Below are 23,431 nucleotides of genomic sequence, written 5' to 3' on the forward strand. Positions count from 1 at the left end.
AAAACGACACCGATTTCTTCCCTTTCTATTAGCAGCGCCATGCAATTAACCGTTTCCAACGCGCAGACGGAGATCACCAAGTTGCAGACAGAAGCCGTGACCGGAACCTATGCGGATGTGGGCCTCGAGCTGGGCACACGGACATCCACCAGCGTGGACTACAACCGCGAAAGCAGCCGTCTGCAATCCATCATGGACTCCAATTCCATCGCCGAACAGCGCATGGATGCGTCGCAGCTGGCCATGGAAAACATGTCGTCTTCCGCGCAAAGCCTTCTGAACTCGGTCATCGCGCTCAGCGGCAACACCGATGCCAGCAGCCTCAGCGTTGCCAAGACGACGGCCATGTCCACGCTCGAAAATTTCGTCAGCTACTCGAACACTTCGGTCAACGGCGAGTTCCTGTTCTCCGGCATCAACACCGATGTTCAGACGTTGAGCGACACGTTCATCCCCGACATTACTGCGGACTTCAATGCGGCCTTTACGGCGCAGTTCCCGGACCCTTCTGCGGTGACCGCGGATGACATGAAAACCTTCCTCGCCGACTATCAGGACGGCCTCGACTGGTCTGCCTGGACCGGTGCTTCGGAAGCCACCATGAACAGCCGCATTAGTACTTCGGAAACCGTATCTACATCCACTACGGCCAATTCCGACGGTTTCAAAAACCTCGTGCTGGCAAGTGTGATATCCTCGCAGCTGGTAAATTCCGGATTGAACGCAAGTGCGCTGGCCGTCGTCAACGACACCACCACGAGCCTGGCCGGGTCGGCTATTTCCGGCATCGACACCCAGCGCTCGCAGATCGGCCTGTCGCAGGAGCGCGTGGAAAAGGCGAATACCTATATGAGCGCCCAGAAAACCATCATCGACACACAGCTGAACAACCTGATCGGCGTCGATACGTATGAGGCCTCCACGCGCCTGACGACCCTGCTCAATCAGGTCGAGACGTCCTACAGCATCACATCCAAAATTCAGGGCCTCAGCCTTGTGAACTATCTCTGACGAAAACACTCAAACGCCTATGACGGGTGCCGGTTAAGACCATGAAGGAAAGATGAATGTTCCAGTTTTCATACGCGGAGATAATGGAGGATGACCCCAATATCGCCCGGGATAGGGAAAGACAGGTTCTTGAGCGATCGATTGAACTTCTTGCTGCCGCCAAGGCGCATGATCACTACGGTAAAGACGGCATAGAAGCCGTTTTCTACACACGACGCGTTTGGACCAGGCTCATAGACGACCTTAAACAGCCGGAAAATGAGCTGCCTGTTGAACTAAAAGCCAACCTGATATCCATCGCTATCTGGATTCTGAGAGAATGCGAGCAGATACGCAAACGTAATTCGAAGAATTATCAGGGCATTATCGACGTTACAACCATCATCAAGGATGGATTAAAATGAAAAGTACGCTGCGGATCTCTTTGAAGTCTGGGGAAAAAATCTTCATCAACGGCGCAGTTCTGCGCGTTGACCGGAAAGTATCTCTGGAATTCCTCAATGACGTAACATTCCTTCTGGAAAACCACGTCCTGCAACTTGAGGACACCACAACGCCATTGCGGCAGCTCTACTTCATCGTCCAGATGATGCTGATCAACCCGGAAGGCAAGGAACAGTCCCTGACGCTGTTCCGCAAGTCGATCACCATGTTGCTGACGACGTTCAAGAACGAAGAAATTCGCTCGGAACTGAAGCGCATCGACGCCACGGTTTCCTCCGGTCGTCCGTTTGACGCCCTGAAGACCATCCGCGGCCTTTACGCCAAGGAAGAAGCCATTCTCAACAGTCACGAGATCACTCCAGCCGTGGTCAACGAACTCAAGCGGGAAATCGCACCATGGCGGTAGACGGCGTAACGGGCACGACAGCAGCGGCAAACACCGCGTCCACAACATCAGCGTCAAAGACGGATGGTGCGAAGGCATCGCTGGACTATGATAATTTTCTGCAGCTGCTGATCGCGCAGATGAAGAACCAGGATCCAACGGACCCTATGGATGCCAGCGAACAGGTCGCGCAGCTCGCAACCTTCTCGCAGGTGGAACAGTCCATCAAGATGAACACCAATCTTGAAAGCCTGCTTTCCGTCAACACGCTGTCCAATGCGTCTTCCTATATCGGCAAGACACTGACCAGCGCAGACGAGAAGACCACCGGCGTCGTTGCCTCCATCAAGGTGACATCCGAGGGATTGACGGCCACCACGACATCAGGTGGCACGATCGCCATCACGTCCGGCATCAAAATTGCCGACACGCCGCAGACCACGTCTTAACGGCCCGTCGCGAATCATATACCGCTCTATGAAGACGGAAACGGCGTCACTGAAACTTTGAGACTTTCTTCGGCTTCGTGACGCCGATTACCCCGAGCGGGACTGAGATGAACGAGGCCGACGCTCTCGATATTATGCAGAATGCAATCTGGACAGTCCTGATCGCATCTGGCCCCGCCGTGCTCGCAGCCATGACAGTCGGCATCATCATCGCTTTCATTCAGGCGCTGACGCAGATTCAGGAAATGACGCTCACCTTCGTCCCCAAGATCATCGCTGTCATGGTCGCAATCGGCATCACAGCCCCTTTCGTCGGCGCCCAGATCGCCATGTTCACGAATATGGTGTTTTCCCGGGTTCAGTCGGGTTTTTAATGTGAGGGGTGGCGTGGCGCCACTCAAGATAATATCTCGTCCCAACGCCTCGACATACACAGCAAGGACACAGTGTTCTTGACTTCGAGCACAATATTTCTTATTTATTTCTTCAGGCACGCTGACTTAAATGTCGCTGTCATGTCAACCAAGGCTTAGCGGTTTTGGTCTCGTACACCACGGTAATGGACAACACATCAAGGCCCGGCGAAAGCTGGGCCTTATGCTTTTGGAGTGCGAGTTTTTTCGAAAATACATTTCCTGGCGAAATAGCTCAGTGTTTTGCGGCTGATACCTTTTTGGTTGATCAGTTTTGCATGACACGACAGGATTTCCATGCGCACTGATCGGCCATCATCCAAAGGCTGAAAACAATAGACGACTGCCCAGACCTCATTGTCGGCCGTCTCGATAAAAATAAGATTGTCTATCCCGCCATAGCTTTTTGAAACATGCGTCAGACTATTTGCGATGATGTGCTGCGCGATCAAAGCCGGAAGCGCCTTCGACATATCGTAGCGTTTCAAATCGAGCGCCCTTTTCGTGCCATGGTGATCAATGGCGTGGTGTTCTTCTCCGTGCTTCGCCCGCTCCGTGTAGACATGGTTTGAAAAAACGACCTCAACTGCGAGGTCGGTATTTTTGTCCGTACCCTTGCCGGGAATAGACGCAGAGAAGGCCCGAAGGTGGGCCAAGTCATAGACGTTGCCGTCTACCGTAACGGTGAATGGTCGGATGGGATGCTCACAAAACCGATATATAGATGGCAACGTCTAGCATCAACCAATAGTTGTTGACGGTCGATTATGTCATGTCAATATGATTTTGGAAAATGGTGCTGCGAAAGAGGATTGAACTCTCGACCTCTCCCTTACCAAGGGAGTGCTCTACCACTGAGCTACCGCAGCATCCGATGCCGAAGCAGGTGCTTCACATCAAGTTGGGGCCTATTGCCATAGGTTTATGACGAGCGCAAGCCGCAATTTGAGACTTCGTCATTCCATTCAGTAAAAATCGGTAGTGAGCCAAAAGCCGGTGGGGGCTATTGAAAAGGCGGAAATTCGGCTAGGGATGCGGATATGGATAAGGATCACGATGTTTTAGCGGATAATGCGGCGGTGCCTTCCGGCCAGAACGGTCCCGGTGACAGGGCAAAGCGGCAGGAGGCTGAGCGCAAGGCGCGGGCGGCGAAGAAGCTGCGCGAAAACCTTGCGCGCCGCAAAAGCCAAGCGCGGGCGCGCCGGGCAGGCGAAGCGGATGAGACAATTGGTCTACCCGCCGCAAAAACGGACGAATCGTGCTGACAAGAAATATGCATCAGAAATTTGAAATGGAATTGCGTTTCCTCTACTGCATAATCCAACGGATCACGCGGCAGACCCGCCGCTTAAGCCATTTCAGCTAGATATCTCAAACGAACGCTCGTTCGTTGCAAGCACTCAGGAAAGGCGGGCGCAATGCCCGTAGGGACGTATGGATCGCATCAGAATAACCGGCGGGAACGAACTCAACGGCATCATCCCCATTTCAGGCGCAAAGAACGCGGCTTTGCCGTTGATGATTGCGTCATTGATGACGAGCGATACGCTGACGCTGGAAAACGTGCCGCATCTGGCAGACGTCGAACAGCTCATCCGCATTCTGGGCAACCACGGTGTCGATATCTCGGTCAATGGCCGTCGCGAAAGCCAGGGCGAGGGCTATTCCCGCACAGTGCATTTCACCTGCCGCACCATCGTAGACACCACGGCTCCCTATGAGCTCGTGTCGAAGATGCGCGCAAGCTTCTGGGTTATCGGCCCGCTTCTGGCACGTAACGGCCAAGCACGTGTCTCCTTGCCCGGCGGCTGCGCCATCGGCACCCGCCCGGTCGATCTGTTCATCGAGGGTCTGGAAGCCCTTGGTGCCAAAATGGAAATCGACGGCGGCTACATCAATGCGACGGCTCCATCAGGCGGCCTTATCGGCGCGACCTACACATTCCCGAAAGTCTCGGTCGGCGCAACGCATGTGATGTTGATGGCAGCCTCGCTGGCACGCGGGACCACGGTCATTCACAACGCGGCGCGTGAGCCTGAAGTGGTCGATCTTGCCGATTGCCTCAAGGCCATGGGTGCGAAAATCGAAGGTGCCGGGACCTCTACCATCACCATCGAAGGTGTCACCTCGCTGTCCGGCGCGCGCCACCGGGTGTTGCCCGACCGTATCGAAACCGGCACCTACGCCATGGCGGTTGCCATGACGGGTGGCGATGTTCTCCTGGAAGGCACGCGCGCGTCTCTGCTCGACAATGCGCTCGATACGCTGAAGCTTGCCGGTGCGACCATCACGGAAACGGAGTCCGGCCTGCGCGTGGTGCGCAATGGCAATGGCATCCACCCCGTGGATGTCGTGACGGAGCCGTTCCCCGGCTTCCCGACCGACCTTCAGGCGCAGTTCATGGCGCTGATGACGATGGCGCAGGGCGTCTCGCACATTACCGAGACGATTTTCGAAAACCGCTTCATGCACGTGCAGGAACTGGCGCGTCTCGGTGCGAAGATTTCTCTCTCCGGTCAGATGGCCCGCATCGAAGGCGTATCTCGCCTCAAGGGTGCACCGGTCATGGCAACGGATCTGCGCGCCTCGGTATCGCTGGTGATCGCGGGTCTGGTGGCGGAAGGCGAAACGATGGTGTCGCGCGTCTACCATCTCGACCGTGGCTTCGAGCGGCTGGAAGAGAAGCTCAACCGCTGCGGCGCGCAGGTTGAGCGCGTCAGCGACTAATACTGTCCTTTCATCGAGGCCCGCTGGTTGCAGATCGGGCCTCGACTGCCTATCTCCAAGTCATATTTGGATATAGGCGAGCCTCTCGTGCAGAGGACTCCGCACAAGGAGGGCATAGACACGATGAGTGGCCTTAAATTGATGGCGCTGGATGGGGAAGACCTCTCCGTTATCTCCACACACATGCAGGACAGCGTCTTCAAGCTGAAAGACGTGTCCTTTGACCGCAAGCACGGTCAGTTTCTTCTCTCCGCCAACCGTTTCGTGTGGGAAAGCGTGGCCAAAAAGGGTCAAGCGCCGGAACGCTGCCGCAGTGTGCTGGCGCTCAAGCGGGTCGGCAATGTGCGGTCCAACGGGTTCAACCGCGACAACCGCGAAGAGGTACATTCGCTGCTGGCGGTACAGTTCAGCCAGAACGGTGAAGGACCTGACGGGACGGTGGAACTGACGCTTTCGGGCGGCGGCGCAATTGCACTCGACGTGGAATGCATCGAGGCGCAATTGGCCGATGTCAGCGGTGGTTGGGAAACGACGTCCAAGCCGCACCACCCGGAAGACTGAACCAATCCATTTCTTATCATCCAGGCGGACAGGAATTGCCTTGCCCGCCTGTTTTAATTTATGCCACATACCCAAGAGCGCATGCGTCAGCATGCAGGACAAGCATTTTGCCCCGCCCATTGGACGGGGCCGCAAGAGGGTAGGTTACGTGGCAATCTGGCTGGAGCAGGCGTCTCAGGATTTCGAACAGGCTTTCGCAGCGTTTTTGACGACCAAGAGAGAAGTGTCCGAAGACGTCAATGCCGTGGTGCGCGAGATTATCGACGACGTCCGCAGCCGGGGCGATGAAGCACTGGCCCATTACTCTCTGAAGTTCGACAAGCTGGATTTTTCGAAGACCTCCATGCGGGTTACCGCGAAGGAAATAGACGAGGCCATTGCACAGGTCGATCCCGCCGTTCTGGATGCCCTGAAACTCGCAGCCAAGCGCATCGAAAAGCACCACGCCCGGCAGATGCCGAAAGACGACATTTACGAGGACGATATCGGCGTGGGCCTCGGATCTCGCTGGACGGCGATCGAGGCGGTCGGGCTTTATGTGCCGGGCGGCACGGCGAGCTATCCAAGCTCGGTGCTGATGAATGCGGTTCCGGCCAAGGTCGCGGGTGTCGAGCGTGTGGTCATGGTGGTGCCGGCAAATGGCGGTGTCATCAACCCGGCGGTTCTGGCGGCGGCGCGAATCGCAGGCGTGGAAGAAATCTACCGCATCGGTGGTGCGCAGGCGGTTGCCGCTCTGGCCTATGGCACCGACAGCATTGCGCCGGTTGCCAAGATCGTCGGCCCCGGCAATGCCTATGTCGCAGCCGCCAAGCGACATGTTTTCGGCACTGTCGGCATCGACATGATCGCCGGACCATCCGAAGTGCTTGTCATTGCCGACAAGAACAACAATCCCGAATGGCTGGCTGCCGACTTGCTTGCGCAGGCCGAGCATGACGAGGGTGCCCAGTCCATTCTGATCACCGACGATGCCGAGTTGGGCAAAGCGGTGGAGCAGGCGGTTGAGCGTCAGTTGAAGCTGCTGTCACGCGAAAAGACGGCGACCGCCAGCTGGCGCGATTTCGGCGCAATCATTCTGGTGGATGATCTTGCGAAATCCGTCCCCCTTGCCAACCGCATCGCCGCCGAACATCTGGAGCTGGCGGTCGATGATCCCGACGCGCTCATGGCTGGTATCCGCAATGCGGGCGCGATCTTCGTCGGGCGCCATACGCCTGAAGTGATCGGTGATTATGTTGGCGGCTCCAACCATGTTCTGCCGACGGCACGGTCTGCCCGTTTCTCGTCTGGCCTGTCGGTTCTGGATTTCGTCAAGCGCACATCGATCCTGCGTCTGGGCGCGGAGCAGTTGCGACAACTGGCCCCGGCTGCGATTACGCTCGCCCATTCCGAAGGACTGGATGCGCATGCGCGCTCCGTCGCCATTCGTCTCAATCTGGAAGGGTGAGACATGGGGGCAGGGGATTTCAGGCTCTGCGATGTGGTTCTGGACGAGAGCATCGGCCGGTCCACGCCTGACGTGGAGCATGAACGCGCCGTTGCCATCTTCGACCTCATCGAGGAAAACTCGTTTGAGCCCGCAGGCCATGCCGGCGGCCCCTATCGGCTGAATATTTCGCTGGTGGATGCAAAGCTCGTCTTCACGATCAAGACCGAAAGCGATGAGGCCGTTGCGACCCATATCCTGTCGCTCACGCCGTTTCGCCGCATCATCAAAGACTATTTCGTGATCTGCGAAAGCTATTATGAAGCCATCCGGTCCTCTACGCCAAGCCAGATCGAAGCCATCGACATGGGCAGGCGCGGTATTCACAATGATGGCTCGCAGACATTGATGGACCGCCTATCGGGCAAGATAAAGGTGGACTTCGATACTGCGCGGCGACTGTTCACGCTGGTCTGTGTGCTGTATTGGCGGGGCTAGAGATGCAGGACCCGGCGGCTGTCGACTTGAAAGACAAGGCGCCGCGCGCCATATTGTTCATGTGCGGCATGAATTCCATCCGCTCTCCCATGGCCGAAGTCATTGCAAAACAGGTGATTGCACCGGGTATCTATATCCAGTCGGCTGGCGTACGCGCGGGTGAGCGCGACCCCTTCGTGGATGCGGTGCTGGATGAGGCGGGGCTGACGCTTGGAAAGCACAAGCCACGCACGCTGGACGAGATCGAGGACGACTTCTTCGACCTCATCATCACCCTGACCCCGGAGGCGCATCACGCCGCGCTGGAACTGACGCGGTCCAATGCGCTCGATGTCGTCTACTGGCCCACCATGGACCCGACGGTCGCCACAGGCACGCGCGAGCAGATACTGGAAGCTTACCGTGAGGTGCGGGAGCACCTGAAAAAGCTGATTTCGGAGCGCCTTCCGCAACGTGCCAGGCCATTTTCCGAGACACTTTAAAACGATTGACAATTTAGGTTCACAAATGTGCGGCGATTGTGTAGTTTCCGCGCAATTTTCCCGGACTGTTCAGCCCGGTAATATCAACAGGAAGAAAAACCCTATATGACCAAAGAAGAAGTCCTCGAGTTTCCGGGCGTCGTGACCGAACTTTTGCCGAATGCCACGTTCCGCGTGAAGCTGGAAAACGAACACGAAATCATTGCCCACACGGCTGGCCGCATGCGCAAGAACCGTATCCGCGTTCTGGCGGGCGACAAGGTGCTTGTCGAAATGACGCCTTACGACCTGACCAAGGGTCGCATCACCTATCGTTTCAAGTAATCGACCGGCTGATCGGACGACTGGCAGAGCATGACAGACGCAAAACAAAAGCTGATTCTGGCTTCCGGATCGCCACGCCGTCTTGAGCTGTTGCATCAGGTGGGCATCGAACCCGCACGTCTGATGCCGATGGATATCGACGAGACACCCGCACGGCTAGAGCATCCGCGCACGCTTTGCCGCAGGCTTTCCATGGCAAAGGCCGACGCCGCCTATAAGGCTGTGAAGGGTGAGCTTGCCTGGAAGGGTGCCTATGTGCTCGGCTCCGACACCGTGGTTGCCGTCGGTCGTCGCATCGTCGGTAAGGCGGAATACATCGAAGATGCCTCTGCCGCACTTCATCTTCTGTCGGGCCGAAGCCACTGGGTCTATACGGGCGTCTGCCTGATTACTCCCGGCGGCAAGGTACGCCAGAAGGTCGTCGAGACCAAGGTCCGCTTCAAGCGACTTTCCCAGCACGAGATCGAAAACTACATCGCCTCGGGCCAATGGCGCGGCAAGGCGGGCGCCTATGGCATTCAGGGCATTGCCAGCTGCTTCGTGCAGAAGCTGACCGGCTCCTACACCAATGTCGTCGGCCTGCCGCTGTATGAAACGGTATCGCTGCTGACAGGTGAAGGTTTCGAGGTGGCATCCGCCTGGCAGGAGGGTTGATTTCCATGACAGACGACAACAAATCCACGGTCACGCCGCTGCGCAAGGCCCAGCCTTGCCCGGAATGCAAACGGCCGTCCACACGCGAAGACTATCCGTTTTGCTCCGACCGCTGTCGCTCGCTCGATCTGTCGCGCTGGCTGAAAGGCTCCTACGCCATTCCGGTGGCCGACGATGAGAGCCAGGTCGACGGAACCGACGACCGCCGCCCGGGTGATGAGGATTATTAAACTCACACAGCAGCATCATTGAAGCGCTTGGAAGAAGCCCGGACACCAGATGGCGTCGCGGGCTTTTTTAATGCTTATCTGGCTGAGAGCTGAGCGACTGCCAGAAGCGTGTCTGCGCTGATCGATGTGCCGGTGTTGCTCGTCAGGATCGACAGGGACGACGATGTCGAATTGCTGTTCTGGAGATCGTAGAGCGCGGTGAAGCGCTTGAGAAGCTTGTTCACATATTCAGGGTCCTGAAGCTGCGTCAGGTCAACGAACTTGTTGACCATCTCGGCCTGTTTGGTCACGTCCATGTTGGCGATGGAGCTAGGTAGGCTGAAGGTGGTCTTGAAGAACTGGAACAAGGCGTCGTCGCTGAGGAAGCTGTAAGCGCTGGTAATGGTGGGCGCTGCGCGCTCGAAATACATGGCCAGCCGCACGCCTGCATTGCTTGCGCCCTGCTGCTCTTCCAGCGTCTGCTGGAAATAGTGATTGGTCGTTTCCAGAAGGGCACCACGTTGCTGTCCGCCGATCGAGGCATCGGCGTTCAGCTTTCCCTTGTCATCGAAGTTGAAGGAGCTAACAAGCTCGGCGAACCTGTTGTTTTCCTGCGTGTTGACGAAACTCTTCGGATCGGAAAGATCGGAAGCGAACATTCTCTTGAGGTCGGCAGGCTCGACACTCTTGGGGTCTACTCCGCTGCCCACAAGCATGAAATTCGTCAAACGGCTGTCGGCTAGAAGCTCGTCCACCGTCTTGATGGACTTCATTTTGTCCTTGTAATACTCGACTTCCGTCTCGGCCTTCGTATTCGCCGCCTGCTTGGCCTGGCCTGAGAGGGTTCGCACCATGCTGGCCTTGTAGTCGTCAGCCAGCTTGTTGGTCATGCTTTCAGATTGCGCCAGCAGCGGTGCCTTCAATTCTCCATCGCTGGTGAAGTTGAAAGCCTTGTTGAGCTCTACGAAGCGCTCGTCTTTCAACGAGTTGACGTAACTTTTCTTGTCAGACACGTCGCTGGTCAGAACACGTTTCAATTCGGATTGACTGACCTCGTCGGGGTCGATGCCGAACGCTCTCAGCGCCACGTCCCATACCTCGGTGACGTTGTTGTTCTTCTGGTCGTCGTCCTTTTTGTTGGAGACGAAGAAGTCATCGATATTCTCGTAGCTGGAAATCCGTGCCTCGTAGTTGGCAACTGCGGCGGTGCGTGCCGCGGATTCGTTGGCGGAAAATGCCGTGTTGTAGAGTTTGGCGACGGCACTAGTCTGTGTTGCCGTCTGCGCCGTATCGCCAGCGGCCAGCGTGCCATCGGTCTGGAAATTGAACTGGTCGAGCAACGCGGTGTTGCCATAGGTGGTTGCGAAATTCTCGCTCGACATCAGGCTGGCCACACTGCTGGACAGCATCGTGGAACTCAGACTGAAGGCCGTTTTGACGTAGGCCAGAACCCGGCTGTCCGAAACCAGTTCGGTCGCGGTCGTCGCCCTGGCAACGCTCTTTTCGAAATACCGATTGTTCGCATCGGACAGAGTCTTCGAATTGAATGTCGAATTGTTGAAGACATAGTCCAGCTTCAAATCTTCGGTCTGGTCTGCCGTCTGGGCGGTGATGCCGCTATCGAGTGTGCCATCGGCATTGAAGTTGAAGGCTTCGGCAAGCGTCTTCCAGGCCTTGTTCTTGGCCTGATTGGCGACACTGTTTTCGTCGTCCAGATCACTGGTCAGGACCTGTTTCAGATAGCTTTTGGAAACGAATTCGGAATCCAGGCCGACCGCATCGAGCATGTAGGACTGAAGCCTGCTGTTTTTGAGCAGGTCATCCACACTGGTGATCGCGCCGATCTTGCTGGCGAAATAGGTCGATTCGTCCTTGATCGACTTTTCCTCTGCGGCGAACGAGGCGGTGTAGGCATCGGTCAGGCTGGTGGCCTGGGCGGAATTCTGCGCGGCCTTCTTGTCACCGGCGAAGTTGAAGACCTCGGCGAACTGCACATAGCGTTTGTCGGTCAGCGAATTGGCAAAGCTGGCGCTATCGGTAAGATCGCTCTCCAGCACCTTGCGCATGAAGGCTTTGCCGTAGGTCATGTCTTCAAGGCCATAGGCCTTCATCGCATAGGAATAGAGCTTGTAGTCGCCCAGAAACTCATCGACCGTCGTGACCTTGCCGATGTTTTCCTTGTAATACGCCGTGTCCTTCGCCACCGAGGACTGGCTGGCCACCGTCGCAAGCGATGACTTCAGATCCCGGTTTACGGTCAGATAACTTGCATAGGTGGAAATCGCCATCGGTAGCCTTGCAGGGTTAGGCCTTACGTCATGGCCAGCGTGCACGCTCTCATCGCGCGAATAACTTCACATAAGATATTACAAAAATGGTGTGAACCAAAGCCTAAATTTGGGGTGAAGGGGTATGTTTGCTCGCAAGGTGGCATCCGCCAATCCATCCACTCTCGCGCAAGCTTGGATGCTTAAATGTCGGGCGTCGATCTCTGTCCAATGGGTCGGCAGGCTTTTCCATGAGAGAAAAGCCGTGATGCTTCTACAAGTTCTCATGAAGAGATGGAGTTAGAATGGCTGCGCCTTCGAGCATATTGCCCCTTCCCAAAGTCGCCGCACGAGGTCGCGACATCGGGTTTGCCGTCGGCATCGTGTCCATTCTGTGCATTCTCTTCCTGCCGATACCGGTCTTTATGATCGATATGGGACTGGCGTTCTCGATTGCGTTTTCCGTCCTTATCCTGATGGTGTCGTTGTGGATTCAGCGCCCGCTGGACTTCTCGTCCTTCCCGACGATCCTTCTGATTTCGACCATGATCCGTCTGGCGCTCAACATCGCGACCACGCGCGTCATCTTGTCTCACGGCAATGAGGGACACAGTGCTGCCGGTGGGGTCATTGCGGGCTTCTCCAGCCTTGTCATGTCCGGCGACTTCGTCATCGGTTTGATCGTCTTCCTCATCCTCATTGTGGTGAACTTCATCGTCATCACCAAGGGTGCGACGCGTATCGCGGAAGTCGGCGCTCGCTTCACCCTCGATGCCATTCCCGGCAAGCAGATGTCGATCGATGCCGACTTGTCTGCCGGTATCATCAACGAAAAAGAAGCCCAGCTTCGCCGCCGCGAACTCGAAGAAGAAAGCGCCTTTTACGGTGCGATGGACGGTGCGTCCAAGTTCGTTCGTGGTGATGCGGTCGCGGGCCTTCTCATCACCGCCATCAACATCTGCGGCGGTATCATCATCGGCGTTTTCCGTCACGGCATGCCGATCGGTGAAGCTGCCGACGTGTTCGTCAAACTTTCGGTCGGTGACGGTATCGTCTCGCAGGTTCCGGCCCTGATCGTCTCGCTGGCCGCAGGTCTGATCATCACCCGTGGTGGCGCGCAGGGCTCCACCGACACGGCCGTCATCAACCAGCTGAGCGGATATCCAAAGGCCCTCGGCGTTGCCGCAGGCCTGATGTTCGTTCTGTCGCTCATTCCGGGCCTGCCCTTCATACCGTTCTGTTTCCTGGGCGGCATGCTGGCCTTTGGCGCATGGTTCATTCCCCGGCAGTTGGCGGAAGCCAAGAACGCAGAGCGCATTGCCGAAGAACAGCAGACGACCAAGACCGAGGAAGCCGAAAAGGACACCGTCAAGAACTCGCTGCGCACCACAGAAATCGAGCTTGCGCTAGGCAAGCAGGTCTCGCCACGCCTGCTGGGTGCGCATCAGGAACTGGGATTCCGTGTCGGCAAGATGCGCAAGAAGTTCGCCACGCAATACGGTTTCGTCGTGCCGGAAATCAAGGTCACCGACGATATCGCCATTCCCGACAAGTCCTACCAGATCAGAATTCACGGCACGACGGTTGCCGCAAGCACCTTGCGCGTCGGTGAAGTTCTTGTCATCACCGGCAAGGGTCGCAGACCCTCGGTTCCGGGTGACGAGGTTCGCGAACCCGCTTTCGGCATGCCAGCGGTCTCGGTGCTGGAAAACTTCGTGGAAGATTTGAAGCGCGAGGGCTTCCACCCTATCGACAATATCTCCGCCCTTCTGACCCACGTCAGCGAAGTCATCCGCAACAACCTGCCGATGCTGCTGTCCTATAAGGACGTCAAGGTGCTGATCGATCGTCTGGACCCGGAGTACAAGAAGCTCGCCGACGAAATCTGCTCGTCGCACATGTCCTATTCCGGTCTGCAGGCCATCTTGAAGCTGCTGCTGGCCGAGCGCGTGTCGATCCGCAATCTTCACCTCATTCTCGAAGCGGTCGCGGAACTTGCGCCGCATCTTCGCCGCACGGAGCAGATCGTCGAACACGTTCGCATCCGCATGGCGCAGCAGATTTGCGGCGATCTCTCCGACAACGGCGTGCTGCGCGTGCTGCGACTGGGCACGAAATGGGACGTTGTGTTCCAGCAGGCCATCAAGCGCGATCCAAAGGGCGAAGTCATCGAATTCGACATCGATCCGCGTCAGGTGGAAGAGTTCTCCAACGAGGCCAGCAAAGTTATCCGTGAATACATGGATGTCGGCCTGCCATTCGTACTTGTCACCTTGCCGGAAACCCGGTCATATGTGCGCATGATTACCGAACGGCTTTTCAGCACGCTGCCGGTGCTGTCCCATGTCGAACTCGCCAAGGGCACGGAAATAAAGATACTCGGCTCGATCTCATGATCTCAGACCCGCAGGGAACGGTTGTAGCACTGTTTTTGGCATTTTGCCGGATCGGTGCCTGCTTGATGGTGATGCCGGGGTTTTCCTCGGCGCGCGTTCCCATGCAAATCCGCCTGTTGCTCGCCATGGCCCTCGCCATGGCGATTTTGCCACTGCTGTGGGACACGATCTACCCGGTGGTGAAGTCCGATCCCGTGACGATCCTCAAATTCATCTTCTTCGAATCCATGGTCGGCGCCACCTTCGGCATGATCGCCCATCTCTACGTGCTGGGAATGCAGTTCGCCGCAACGGCCATGGGCACGGCCATCTCATTTACCGGCCCGCCGGCTCAGGATGTGCTGGAAGATACCTCGGAAAACCAGTTGGCGAGCATGCTGTCCTATGGCGTGCTGCTGCTGCTGTTCATTCTCGATTTCCACCACGTCGTCTTCCGCGCTATCGTCGAGTCCTACGTGACCATTCCGCTGGGCGGTGCCATGAGCGTGCAGCGCATGCTGATTTCGCTGACGGATACGCTGGTCGCCTCGATGAACGTGGCTCTGCGCGTGGCGAGCCCGTTTATTCTCTACGGTTTCCTCTTCAACGTGGCGATCGGCCTTATCAACAAGCTGGCGCCGCAGATACCTGTCTACTTTATCTCCACGCCCTATGCGCTGGGCGGGGGGCTGCTGCTGCTCTACTTCGGCATAGGAGCGCTGGTGAATCAATTCGTCACCGGCTTCTTCCGTGTCTTTGGCAATATGTGAGGTCGGCGATGGACGATTCGAAATCCAAGAAGCTCAACCGTCTGGTCAAGGTGCAGGGTCACCTGAAACAGATGGCTGAAAACGAGCTGGCCATCACCACGCGCGAGCGCAACGAGATCGCCGAAAAGATCGACGCGCTGAGCGGTTATCTGACCTCTCTCGATCCGATGCACCAGCAGATGCTCAAGCATTACGCCACCCGCCACGGCAGGCTGATGTCGCGTGATGTGCGCCTGGAAGCGATCGAAAAGGCGCAGGAACAGCACGTTCTGAAAGAGACGAAAAAGGGCGAGCGCCTGGAAGACAAGCGCGATGCTGCCCGCGCCGACGAGCAGCGTGTGCGCGAAGACAACAGCGTCTATGAGATGATCGATCTCCAGATGAGCCTGAAAGACACCAGCCTCCAGCAAGGTTAGGCAGGTATCGTCATCCGATTAAAACGGAAAGGATGACGACGTGGCCATTTCTCCTCCAAGCGATCTCGTGCTTGATGTCGTGAATGCGGCGGACCCTACACAGCTGGTCGCTGCGCGGGAAAAACTGAGTTCGCTCGGTGCTGCGCGTCAAGCGTCGGTGCTGACGGCCAGCAATGCGGGCTTCGAATCTGCCATCAACAGCATCGACACGGCAGCGGGCAAGGCGGGCGTCGGCAACATCCACCACGTCAAGTCCGACGAAAAGATACCCGAGACCTATCGCAAGTTCGAGGCGAGCGTTCTGTCCACGATGCTTCAGAACATGATGCCGAAGGAAAGCGAAGAGGTTTACGGCAAGGGTTCTGCCGGTGACTTCTGGAAAAGCATGATGGCCGAGCAGATGGCGGATGCCGTTTCCAAGCGCGGCGGCATCGGCATTGCCGAGCAGGCCTATAATCAGGCCATGCAGAAGGTGCGCAATGCCGAAGCACCCACCAAGATGAACGAGGACGACAAGAGCCTTGCCGTCAGTATGGTGACGGACTTCCAGCGGCGCACATTTTCTGTAGCCGAAACCAACAAGACTGAAAGCTAAGCGGCGGAGCGCTGAAATATCATGGAAATTGTAAACAACGACTATAGAACACAGGCTATTCTCGGCCGCCTCGAAACGGTGATCGACAACGAGAACCAGCGGATCGGCAAGGACCCGGATTTCGACTTCAAGACGTCCAACGCCCACAAGAGCCGGTGCCTCTACGAACTCAGCATGCTGCTGCGCGACGTCGACGGTGCCAAGATCGCCGCGGCGCACAAGCGTCAGATCCTCGACATCAAGGCAAAGCTTGCCATCAACACCCGTCGTGTCGAAGCCAATCTCTTCGCCGTCAAGGCCGTGGTCGATCTCTTGAAGACCGCCGCCAAGCGTGCTGAAGACGATGGCACCTACTCGTTGCAACAGTTCGCGAGCGGGGCGCAATGATCAAGCTGATCGCGACCGGGATATGGATTCTCGTCGTAACACTCGGCGGCGTCTATGCCGCCGTGACATTCGGTAATAAGGGTGGAGCAGACAAAAGCGCCGAAGTCGTTCAGCCGCCGCATTTCGTGCAAAGCGAAACGGTCACCTTGCCCGTGGTGGCCGATGGCAAGGTGTCCGGCTACTTCCTCGTGCGCGCCAGCCTTCAGGTCGATGACGAAGCGCTGAAGGACCTCAAGGTTCCGGTTCCAACCTTTCTGACCGATGAGCTCTATACGCTTCTGGTCGGCGACAAGCTGGTGAACGTCAAGGACGCCGATAAGTTCGACGTCAACGGTTTCAAGGCAAGGATCAAGGACGGTCTCAACGCGCGGATGGAAAAGCCGCTCGTCAAGCAGGTCCTCATCGAGCAGATGGATTTCATCTCGAAGGAAGAGATCGAGGCGAGAAACCCCAATGCCAAGCCGAAGAAGATCGTTGTCGATACCGACCCCGAGCCGCCGAAGCCCGCCGGTGCTGCCAGTTCCGGCCACTGATTAATCGATCTTCATCCATGCGAATTCAGCCGCCCGAACTGCGTCATGTCAGTTCGGGCGGTTTTGTTTTATCTGGACGGTTGATGAATGAAAAAGATGGGGGCGGAGGAGGGCGCTGACACGGTCTCGTGGCGCGCGCTTCGTCAGTAGAACGATCTGACCAGCGAGCCGACCAGCAGGTTCCAGCCGTCGATCAGCACGAAGAACAGGATCTTGAACGGCAGCGAGATCGAGGTTGGCGGCAGCATCATCATGCCCATGGCCATGGTGATGGTGGCAACCACCATGTCGATAACGAGGAACGGCAGGATGATGAGGAAGCCGATTTCAAAGCCGCGACGGATTTCCGACAGCATGAAGGCGGGGATGAGGACGCGATATTGCGGCACAGTGCCGTTCATCGTTTCCTGCCCGCGCTCATTTGCGAGGTCCACGAAAAGCGCAAGATCCTTGGGGCGTGTATTGGCGACCATGAAGGTGCGAAACGGCTCGGCACCGCGCTCTATGGCCACGGCCTCGGTAATCTGGTTTTGCAAAAGCGGCTGGATGCCATCCTGCCAGGACCGCTCGAACGTCGGTGCCATGACGTAGAAGGTCATGAACATCGCCATGCTGGTCAGGATCATGGTAGATGGGGTGGTGCCCAGGCCCATGCCGGAACGCAGAATGGAAAAGGCAATGATGAAGCGCGGAAAGCTAGTCACCATGATGAGGATGCCGGGCGCGATGGACAAAACCGTCAGCAGCCCGAAGGTGCGAATGATCCACGAGGCCGCAGACCCATCAAGCGGCAGATTGAGCAAATCCGCCGGCGTTTGTTGGGCGAGCGCAAGTCCCGGTGTAAGGACTATGACCAGCAGAAGGAAAAGTTTTCGAATCATTCTATCACAAAGGTTCTGAAGAGAACCTTGGATACGCGCCCTTTTGATCTGAGGTCAACGATTTCTCTCAGGTCATCCCTAAGATATTGAAAGCCGCGCGGGCCCTGAAGCTGCTGGAGAGAAACGGTTCTGAGATAGGCCATCAGTTCCTGGTGCAAATCCTGAGCCATGCCGGTGTCACCGGGGCCGTTGAATTGCAGCGCAAGTTCGAGCCTGATCCAGTTGTCGGTGGGGTAACCGAGATTGGTAACGATGGGATCGAGCGCGATCAGGCTGGGTCCAGCAGCACCCGCCGCGCCATGCTCGCCACCGGCAGCCGGTGCGCCATGACCACCCGCTGCGGCAGCAGCCGAGGCTGGCTCCGCAGCAGGCGGGACCACCGGTGTTGCAGCAACAGGCGCGGCTGGAACCAGCAGCGTGTTGCCCACGAACCAGCCGCCGCCGATACCCAGAAGCGAGAGCACGACAATGGCCCCCGCCGTCACGATGATGGACGGCTTCTTCGGTGCGGCAGGTTCGGTTGTCGTGAGGCTCATGATCGCTTCTAACGTCTGTCTTGGATGACAGCCCCTGCGGAATGCAAGGGGCCGGATGCACTTGTATGGATGCGTCGATCAGATCGGCGAGAACATGTCCGCGATCTGCTGGCCCACCGGCGGCTGCTGGATTTCCGTGATGCGGCCACGGCCACCGTAGGAAATACGGGCTTCCGCGATCTTCTCGTAGGAAATGGTGTTTTCGGAATTGACGTCCTGAGGACGCACGATACCGGCGACGTTCAGAATGCGAACTTCGTGGTTGACGCGCACTTCCTGCGAACCGCTGATCAGAAGATTGCCGTTTTCCAGAATGCCGGTGACGACGGCTGCCACCAGAAGCGTCAGCTTTTCAGCACGGCTGATGGTGCCTTTGCCGTTGGACTCGCTGGTGTTGTCGAAACTGAGCGTGGAATCCGCCTGCGGCTTCCAGCCGAGAATTTCGGCATTCGCTTTCCAGCCGGTCTCACGGTTGTTCTTCTTCGTGCGGTCGGTCTCGTTGTCGAACGACGCCTTGTCGTTGATCTGGATGTTGACCGTCAGGATATCGCCGATGTTGAGGGCGCGTGCATCCTTGAACAGGGCCGCCTTGCTATCGCTCCACAGCGAGTAGCCACTAGCCGCGCGCAGAGGCTGCTTGGGGTAGGAGGCAAGCTGCGGCGCCTGGCTGAACTGCAATCCGCTGCCGATCGGGCTCATGGCGGGTGCGTTGCCGATTTCCTTCAGCGTCTGGTTCTGGGTGATGCTGGAGCAACCGGAAAGAACGCTTGCGGCGGAAAGGACAAGAATGAGCGCTTTGTTCATGACGGATCTCTTGATGTGGTTTTGTCGGACGCGCTGGACATGATCCCGGCGACCATGGCTGCCTTCTTGGGATCCATTTCGGCCAGTATCAGGCCGGATTGTCGTGGCGGTAGCTTCATGATGATGGCTGCCGCAAGGATGGGATTGACCTCGGCGAGCTGCGGTGCGGCGGCATCCGCCTTCATCGTCTTGTAGACGTTGACGAGGTTCGCGTCGGCCTGCGCCATGAAGTCGTTGCGGCGTTTCAGCCAGTCTTCATACTCGGCCTTGCGCGCTTCCATGACGGCAATGCGGTTGTCCACGTCCGCCTGCAGCTTTTCCAGATCCTGCTTTTGCAGGACATAGCGCTGGTCGCGGGCCTGATCGATGACGTTGGTGCAATATTGCTGAATTTCCTGCCCACTGGTGTCGCCGGTGGTGACGCGCACCTGTTCCTGCGCTTTCGCGGAGGGAAGGGCGGCTGTCAGAAGAAACAGCGCGATCAGCGTGCGGCGAGGGGTGAGGATGTCTGCGAATTTAGCCATCATTGTAGCACCAGTTCTGCTTGCAGCGCACCGGCTGACTTGATGCCCTGAAGAATGGCGATGATGCCATCGGGCTTGACGCCGATATTGTTGAGACCGGCCACCAGCGAGCGGAGGTTCGGACCGTTCAAGACAGCAACCGGGCCGCCCTTGTCGATGACAGAAATATCCGTTTGCGGCTGGACGGCAGTCTGCCCACGGCTGAATGGCTGCGGCTGGATGACCTGCGGCGTCTCGGTAACCTGAACGGTGAGCGTGCCGTAGCTGACGGCAACCTGCGAAATGCGGACGTCGGCGCCGATCACGATGGTGCCCGTACGCTCATTGATCACGACCTTGGCGGGCGTGTCGGTGATGACGGCCAGGTTTTCGATGCTGGCCATCAACCGCGTCAGGTCTGCGGTGCGGGGCTTCTGGATGAAAACGACCTGGCTGTCGCGCGCTTCGGCAATCGGTTCACCGAAAGCCGTGCGGGCATAGCCGTTGATGGCGTCTGCGATGCGGGTCGATGTCGAGAAGTCAGGGTTGCGCAGTTGCAGCACCAGATTGACGGAGTCCTTGAACTGGGATGGCAGCTCGCGCTCGATGATCGCGCCGCTGGGCACGCGCCCTGCGGTCGTCACGCCCTGAGTCACCTGTGCAGCCTGTCCCTCGGCATTGAAACCGGATACGATGACGGAGCCCTGTGCGACGGCATAGATCTGGCCATCGGCGCCGGACATGGACGTCATGATCAGCGTGCCGCCACGCAGCGACGATGCGTCGCCGAGCGAGCTGACATTGACATCGAGCCTGCTGCCGGGGCTGGCAAAGGGCGGAAGATTGGCCGTGACCATGACAGCAGCGACGTTCTTCGAGCCGGTCTGGTTGCCCTGCATGGAAATGCCGAGATTTTGTAGCATGGCGCGCATGGACTGTTCGGTGAAGGGCGATGACCGCATGCTATCGCCCGAGCCCTGAAGACCAACGACGAGGCCGTAACCGATCAACTGGTTTTCACGACCCGCCTGGAGGGACGCGATATCCTTGATGCGCGCATTCGCTTCGGAATAGGCCTCTGGCGCCGACACGAACAGCGTGGCGACGATCAGTGCGGCAGAGATGATGCCCTGACGGAAACTCATTTTTGGAAAACCTCCACAGTTCCATCCTGCATCGCCGTTCCGCTGATGGTGACGCCCGTATCGCGGTTGCGAACGCGGACGATTTCGCCAGCCATGCCGTCTTCGACGGCGGTGCCGGATGCCGAGAGGTTCATGCCGCCCATGCTGTAGACGATTCGGATGGTGGCCCCGCGCTGGATGGCGAAAGGATCACGAAGGTCGCCGACCTGAATGGTCCGGCCGGCAACCAGTGTGCGTTTGGAAACCTTGCCCACCACGGTCTGGATGCTTTCGGCATAGCCGGGCGCGAGATTGGGGTTGGTTACCAGAACTTCCGTCACGCGTTCGCGGGTGATGGTGTCGCCGGGGAAAATGGTGCCAGTCGGTACAACGGCGTGTCCTTGCTGCGAAAGTGCAGCCTGAGGCGCAAGCGCCACCAGACCGACCATGAGCGCCAGCGCCGTTGTGCAGAGACTGCCAGGCACGATTTTCGGGCGAAACTTCATGTTACCCTACCTTTGCGTTACTTCAGGTTCTGGCTGACGATCGTTGCCATCTCGTCGGCGGTGGTGATGACCTTGGAGTTCATTTCATAGGCGCGCTGCGCGGAAATGAGGTCGGTGATTTCCTTGACGGAATCGACGTTCGAGCTTTCGAGGTAACCCTGCTTGATGTAACCGAAGCCTACAGTCTGCGGTGTCGCCGTTACGGGATTGCCGGATGCTTCCGTCTGCGAAAACAGGTTGTCGCCCAGTGGCTTCAGACCCGCTTCGTTGGCGAAGTTGCTGAGGTTCAACTGGCCGAGTTCCGTCAGGGTTTCAGCCGTGCCGATGCGGGCCGATACGATACCATCCGTGCTGATCGTGACCTGCGTCGCGTCGGTCGGGATGGTGATGTTAGGCTGAACGCCGTAACCATCGATCGTCACAAGACGTCCGGTCGAATCCTTGTTCAGGGCGCCAGCACGTGTGTAGAGCGTGTTGCCATCGGGGCCATCGACCTGAAGCCAGCCCTTGCCGACGATTGCAACGTCGAGGTCGTTGCTGGTCTGGGAAATTTCGCCCTGAATGTGCAGCTTGCGAACGGCGGATGTCTGCACACCCAGACCGATATTGGCGCCTTCCGGCACCACGGACTGGTTGGCACGGTTCATCACGCCCTGTGCGCGTTCCGTCTGGTACAAAAGGTCGGTAAACTCGGCGCGGCCGCGCTTGAACGCGGTCGTGTTGATGTTCGCGATGTTGTTCGCGATGACCTCAAGGTTTGTCTGCTGGGCATCCATGCCCGTCGCTGCGATGGCTAGTGCTCTCATTTTTTATGTCCTTCAGCGTCAAATCTGCATTTTCACGATGTCGAGATAGGCCGAGACGATCTTGTCTCGCAGCGCAACCGCGGTCTTGAGTGTCTGGTCCGCCTGCATGACGGCATCCACCACTTCACGCGTGTCGGCCTTGCCCTGAATGCCGGCAAAGGACATCGCTTCACCCTTTTTCAGGGAATCGATGGCATCGGTTGCCACGCCGCCCAGCACGCTGGCAAAGGTCGGGCCGGTGGCAACGGTTGCGGCGGTAGAGACGGCGCTTTCGGCGAGCGAGCCGAGGCTGGACGACACACCTTTGATGCTGTCCATTGCGGAATTGCCCGTCAGTGATTTCAGGCTGCTAATTGAGTCGATCATCACTAACCCTTCAGTAAGTCGATGGTGGAGCTGATCAGGTCGCGGGTCTGCTTGATGACCTGAAGATTGGCGTCGTAGCTGCGGTTGGCTTCGCGAAGGTCGGCCATCTCGATCAGCATGTTGACGTTCGGAAGCTTGACCATGCCTTTTGCATCGGCGGCCGGGCTGTCTGGATCGTATTCCTGCGTGAAATCGGAACGGTCGACGCCCAGCTTCTTGACCTCTACGAGATTCGTCTGGGTAGCGCGGTCCATTTCCGTTGCAAAGGTAATCGTCTTGCGGCGATAGGGATCGGCACCGGGGGTGTCGCCCGTGGTGCGAGAGTTGGCGATATTTTCCGAGACGATGCGCAGGCGCGTGGCCTGGGCTTCCATCCCGCTGCCTGCGATCTTCATTGAAGACGAAAGACTGTCCATTTTTATTTGCCCACCGCGGTCAACATCATGTTGTGAAAGGAGCGAACGAGCTGCGTGTTCAGGTCATACTGACGCTTGATCTCGCCCGTTTTCGCCATTTCGGTCGAAAGGGAAACGGAGTTGCCGGATTCCTGCATGCCGATTTCATTGGCCAGAGGCGCGTCCGTCAGGCCGATCTTGCCAGCACCGGTAACTGCCAGTTCCATGTGCGCTGCATTGGTACGTGCCATCTGCATGCCGACCGACTGCAATTCCGTGTCGAAAGGAACGATGTCCTTGGCACGAAACTTGGGCGTGTTGGCATTTGCGATGTTGCTGGCGACGACTTCTTGACGCACAGAAAGCCATTCGGCCTGCCGGGATGCCAGCGAGAAGAGCTGAATCGGCTGCATGACAATTCTCCGTGTTTAACTTGTCCCCGGTTTAGGTCGACAATCTTGCGCGGGACTTACCGGCAGGGGCTTTCTTGAGCAGGTTCGGAAATGCAGCCTGTCTGTGCTGTTTTGGCCGCTATTAACCATTTGTTTGCCTTGTCGCTTTAGGGTTCGTTTATATTTACACCA

Annotated in this window: 32 protein-coding genes and 1 tRNA gene; 20 read left to right on the plus strand and 13 right to left on the minus strand. The window is 57.5% G+C overall.

The window, feature by feature from the left end:
* Window positions 1-39 precede the first annotated feature (39 nt).
* The 5 genes from HRR99_RS01785 (at window position 40) to fliQ (ending at window position 2,663) form a co-directional block, all read left to right on the plus strand.
* Window positions 40-1,011, plus strand: a complete 972-nt coding sequence (locus HRR99_RS01785) for a flagellar hook-associated family protein (protein ID WP_233122543.1) — start codon at window positions 40-42, stop codon at window positions 1,009-1,011.
* A gap of 56 nt (window positions 1,012-1,067) precedes the next feature.
* Window positions 1,068-1,415 (plus strand): flagellar biosynthesis regulator FlaF, encoded by a 348-nt coding sequence (gene flaF / locus HRR99_RS01790; protein WP_111840840.1) that lies wholly within the window; start codon window positions 1,068-1,070, stop codon window positions 1,413-1,415.
* Window positions 1,412-1,861: a flagellar biosynthesis repressor FlbT gene (gene flbT, locus HRR99_RS01795; RefSeq protein WP_111840841.1), complete on the plus strand. Its 450-nt coding sequence runs from the start codon at window positions 1,412-1,414 to the stop codon at window positions 1,859-1,861. The genes flaF and flbT overlap by 4 nt, the downstream gene beginning before the upstream one ends.
* Window positions 1,852-2,289 carry a flagellar hook assembly protein FlgD gene (gene flgD / locus HRR99_RS01800; protein ID WP_111840842.1) on the plus strand — a complete coding sequence of 146 codons (438 nt, stop codon included), beginning with the start codon at window positions 1,852-1,854 and terminating at the stop codon, window positions 2,287-2,289. The genes flbT and flgD overlap by 10 nt, the downstream gene beginning before the upstream one ends.
* 107 nt (window positions 2,290-2,396) lie before the next feature.
* On the plus strand, window positions 2,397-2,663 hold the full coding sequence (gene fliQ / locus HRR99_RS01805) for a flagellar biosynthesis protein FliQ (protein ID WP_062450872.1): 267 nt from the start codon (window positions 2,397-2,399) through the stop codon (window positions 2,661-2,663).
* A gap of 221 nt (window positions 2,664-2,884) precedes the next feature.
* Here the strand turns inward: fliQ and HRR99_RS01810 are convergent, their stop codons facing one another.
* On the minus strand, window positions 2,885-3,358 hold the full coding sequence (locus tag HRR99_RS01810; protein ID WP_233122544.1) for a hypothetical protein: 474 nt from the start codon (window positions 3,356-3,358) through the stop codon (window positions 2,885-2,887).
* 138 nt (window positions 3,359-3,496) lie between these two features.
* Window positions 3,497-3,571: transfer RNA gene (locus tag HRR99_RS01815), tRNA-Thr, on the minus strand.
* A 171-nt stretch (window positions 3,572-3,742) separates the two neighbouring features.
* Between HRR99_RS01815 and HRR99_RS01820 the strand changes: the two genes are divergently transcribed.
* From HRR99_RS01820 to yacG, 9 genes are all read left to right on the plus strand, one after another.
* Complete coding sequence (locus tag HRR99_RS01820) at window positions 3,743-3,967, plus strand: hypothetical protein (RefSeq protein WP_233122545.1); 225 nt, start codon at window positions 3,743-3,745, stop codon at window positions 3,965-3,967.
* Window positions 3,968-4,136: 169 nt separating this feature from the next.
* Window positions 4,137-5,429: a UDP-N-acetylglucosamine 1-carboxyvinyltransferase gene (gene murA, locus HRR99_RS01825; protein WP_111840861.1), complete on the plus strand. Its 1,293-nt coding sequence runs from the start codon at window positions 4,137-4,139 to the stop codon at window positions 5,427-5,429.
* Between the two features lie 123 nt (window positions 5,430-5,552).
* Entirely contained in the window at window positions 5,553-5,990 is a 438-nt protein-coding gene (locus HRR99_RS01830) for a DUF2948 family protein (RefSeq protein WP_111840862.1), read from the plus strand.
* 148 nt (window positions 5,991-6,138) lie between these two features.
* Window positions 6,139-7,437, plus strand: a complete 1,299-nt coding sequence (hisD, locus tag HRR99_RS01835) for a histidinol dehydrogenase (RefSeq protein WP_233122546.1) — start codon at window positions 6,139-6,141, stop codon at window positions 7,435-7,437.
* 3 nt (window positions 7,438-7,440) lie between these two features.
* Entirely contained in the window at window positions 7,441-7,914 is a 474-nt protein-coding gene (locus tag HRR99_RS01840) for a UPF0262 family protein (protein WP_233122547.1), read from the plus strand.
* A 2-nt stretch (window positions 7,915-7,916) separates the two neighbouring features.
* Window positions 7,917-8,396 (plus strand): arsenate-mycothiol transferase ArsC, encoded by a 480-nt coding sequence (locus HRR99_RS01845; protein WP_233122548.1) that lies wholly within the window; start codon window positions 7,917-7,919, stop codon window positions 8,394-8,396.
* Between the two features lie 105 nt (window positions 8,397-8,501).
* On the plus strand, window positions 8,502-8,720 hold the full coding sequence (gene infA, locus HRR99_RS01850) for a translation initiation factor IF-1 (protein WP_027673809.1): 219 nt from the start codon (window positions 8,502-8,504) through the stop codon (window positions 8,718-8,720).
* 30 nt (window positions 8,721-8,750) lie between these two features.
* Complete coding sequence (locus tag HRR99_RS01855) at window positions 8,751-9,374, plus strand: Maf-like protein (RefSeq protein WP_111840865.1); 624 nt, start codon at window positions 8,751-8,753, stop codon at window positions 9,372-9,374.
* A 5-nt stretch (window positions 9,375-9,379) separates the two neighbouring features.
* A complete protein-coding gene (yacG, locus tag HRR99_RS01860; protein WP_111840866.1) occupies window positions 9,380-9,604 on the plus strand; it encodes a DNA gyrase inhibitor YacG in 225 nt (74 codons plus the stop codon).
* A 74-nt stretch (window positions 9,605-9,678) separates the two neighbouring features.
* Here yacG and HRR99_RS01865 read toward each other — a convergent pair whose 3' ends face one another.
* The gene (locus HRR99_RS01865) at window positions 9,679-11,871 is read right to left on the minus strand and encodes a DUF1217 domain-containing protein (protein WP_233122549.1); all 2,193 of its coding nucleotides are present in this window, start codon (window positions 11,869-11,871) and stop codon (window positions 9,679-9,681) included.
* Window positions 11,872-12,155: 284 nt separating this feature from the next.
* On the opposite strand from HRR99_RS01865, the gene flhA reads away from it, so the two are divergent.
* From flhA to HRR99_RS01895, 6 genes are read left to right on the plus strand one after another with little or no spacing between them, the layout of a single operon-like run.
* Window positions 12,156-14,246 (plus strand): flagellar biosynthesis protein FlhA, encoded by a 2,091-nt coding sequence (gene flhA / locus HRR99_RS01870; protein ID WP_233122550.1) that lies wholly within the window; start codon window positions 12,156-12,158, stop codon window positions 14,244-14,246.
* Entirely contained in the window at window positions 14,243-14,995 is a 753-nt protein-coding gene (fliR, locus tag HRR99_RS01875) for a flagellar biosynthetic protein FliR (protein WP_111840869.1), read from the plus strand. The genes flhA and fliR overlap by 4 nt, the downstream gene beginning before the upstream one ends.
* Window positions 14,996-15,003: 8 nt before the next feature.
* A complete protein-coding gene (locus HRR99_RS01880) occupies window positions 15,004-15,411 on the plus strand; it encodes a hypothetical protein (RefSeq protein ID WP_111840870.1) in 408 nt (135 codons plus the stop codon).
* Between the two features lie 40 nt (window positions 15,412-15,451).
* Window positions 15,452-16,006: a rod-binding protein gene (locus tag HRR99_RS01885; RefSeq protein WP_112498875.1), complete on the plus strand. Its 555-nt coding sequence runs from the start codon at window positions 15,452-15,454 to the stop codon at window positions 16,004-16,006.
* A 21-nt stretch (window positions 16,007-16,027) separates the two neighbouring features.
* Complete coding sequence (locus HRR99_RS01890) at window positions 16,028-16,393, plus strand: hypothetical protein (protein ID WP_111840872.1); 366 nt, start codon at window positions 16,028-16,030, stop codon at window positions 16,391-16,393.
* Window positions 16,390-16,926 (plus strand): hypothetical protein, encoded by a 537-nt coding sequence (locus HRR99_RS01895; RefSeq protein ID WP_112498874.1) that lies wholly within the window; start codon window positions 16,390-16,392, stop codon window positions 16,924-16,926. Before HRR99_RS01890 ends, HRR99_RS01895 begins: the two co-directional genes overlap by 4 nt.
* Window positions 16,927-17,069: 143 nt before the next feature.
* Here the strand turns inward: HRR99_RS01895 and fliP are convergent, their stop codons facing one another.
* From fliP to flgB, 10 genes are all read right to left on the minus strand, one after another.
* Entirely contained in the window at window positions 17,070-17,807 is a 738-nt protein-coding gene (gene fliP, locus HRR99_RS01900; protein ID WP_111840874.1) for a flagellar type III secretion system pore protein FliP, read from the minus strand.
* Window positions 17,804-18,343, minus strand: coding sequence for a flagellar basal body-associated FliL family protein (locus HRR99_RS01905; protein ID WP_233122551.1), 540 nt, complete (start codon window positions 18,341-18,343; stop codon window positions 17,804-17,806). Before HRR99_RS01905 ends, fliP begins: the two co-directional genes overlap by 4 nt.
* A gap of 78 nt (window positions 18,344-18,421) precedes the next feature.
* On the minus strand, window positions 18,422-19,147 hold the full coding sequence (gene flgH, locus HRR99_RS01910) for a flagellar basal body L-ring protein FlgH (RefSeq protein ID WP_111840876.1): 726 nt from the start codon (window positions 19,145-19,147) through the stop codon (window positions 18,422-18,424).
* Window positions 19,144-19,671, minus strand: a complete 528-nt coding sequence (locus tag HRR99_RS01915) for a MotE family protein (protein WP_422387323.1) — start codon at window positions 19,669-19,671, stop codon at window positions 19,144-19,146. Before HRR99_RS01915 ends, flgH begins: the two co-directional genes overlap by 4 nt.
* Window positions 19,671-20,795, minus strand: coding sequence for a flagellar basal body P-ring protein FlgI (locus tag HRR99_RS01920; protein ID WP_233122553.1), 1,125 nt, complete (start codon window positions 20,793-20,795; stop codon window positions 19,671-19,673). The genes HRR99_RS01915 and HRR99_RS01920 overlap by 1 nt, the downstream gene beginning before the upstream one ends.
* A complete protein-coding gene (flgA, locus tag HRR99_RS01925; RefSeq protein WP_233122554.1) occupies window positions 20,792-21,280 on the minus strand; it encodes a flagellar basal body P-ring formation chaperone FlgA in 489 nt (162 codons plus the stop codon). Before flgA ends, HRR99_RS01920 begins: the two co-directional genes overlap by 4 nt.
* Window positions 21,281-21,297: 17 nt before the next feature.
* The gene (gene flgG, locus HRR99_RS01930) at window positions 21,298-22,086 is read right to left on the minus strand and encodes a flagellar basal-body rod protein FlgG (RefSeq protein ID WP_111840880.1); all 789 of its coding nucleotides are present in this window, start codon (window positions 22,084-22,086) and stop codon (window positions 21,298-21,300) included.
* Window positions 22,087-22,104: 18 nt separating this feature from the next.
* Complete coding sequence (fliE, locus tag HRR99_RS01935) at window positions 22,105-22,452, minus strand: flagellar hook-basal body complex protein FliE (RefSeq protein WP_111840881.1); 348 nt, start codon at window positions 22,450-22,452, stop codon at window positions 22,105-22,107.
* 2 nt (window positions 22,453-22,454) lie between these two features.
* Window positions 22,455-22,868, minus strand: coding sequence for a flagellar basal body rod protein FlgC (gene flgC, locus HRR99_RS01940; RefSeq protein ID WP_111840882.1), 414 nt, complete (start codon window positions 22,866-22,868; stop codon window positions 22,455-22,457).
* 2 nt (window positions 22,869-22,870) lie between these two features.
* Window positions 22,871-23,260, minus strand: coding sequence for a flagellar basal body rod protein FlgB (flgB, locus tag HRR99_RS01945; RefSeq protein WP_111840883.1), 390 nt, complete (start codon window positions 23,258-23,260; stop codon window positions 22,871-22,873).
* Window positions 23,261-23,431: the final 171 nt, after the last annotated feature.

Origin of the sequence: Agrobacterium vaccinii (assembly GCF_021310995.1) — a bacterium.
GTDB classification, from domain to species: Bacteria; Pseudomonadota; Alphaproteobacteria; order Rhizobiales; family Rhizobiaceae; genus Agrobacterium; species Agrobacterium vaccinii.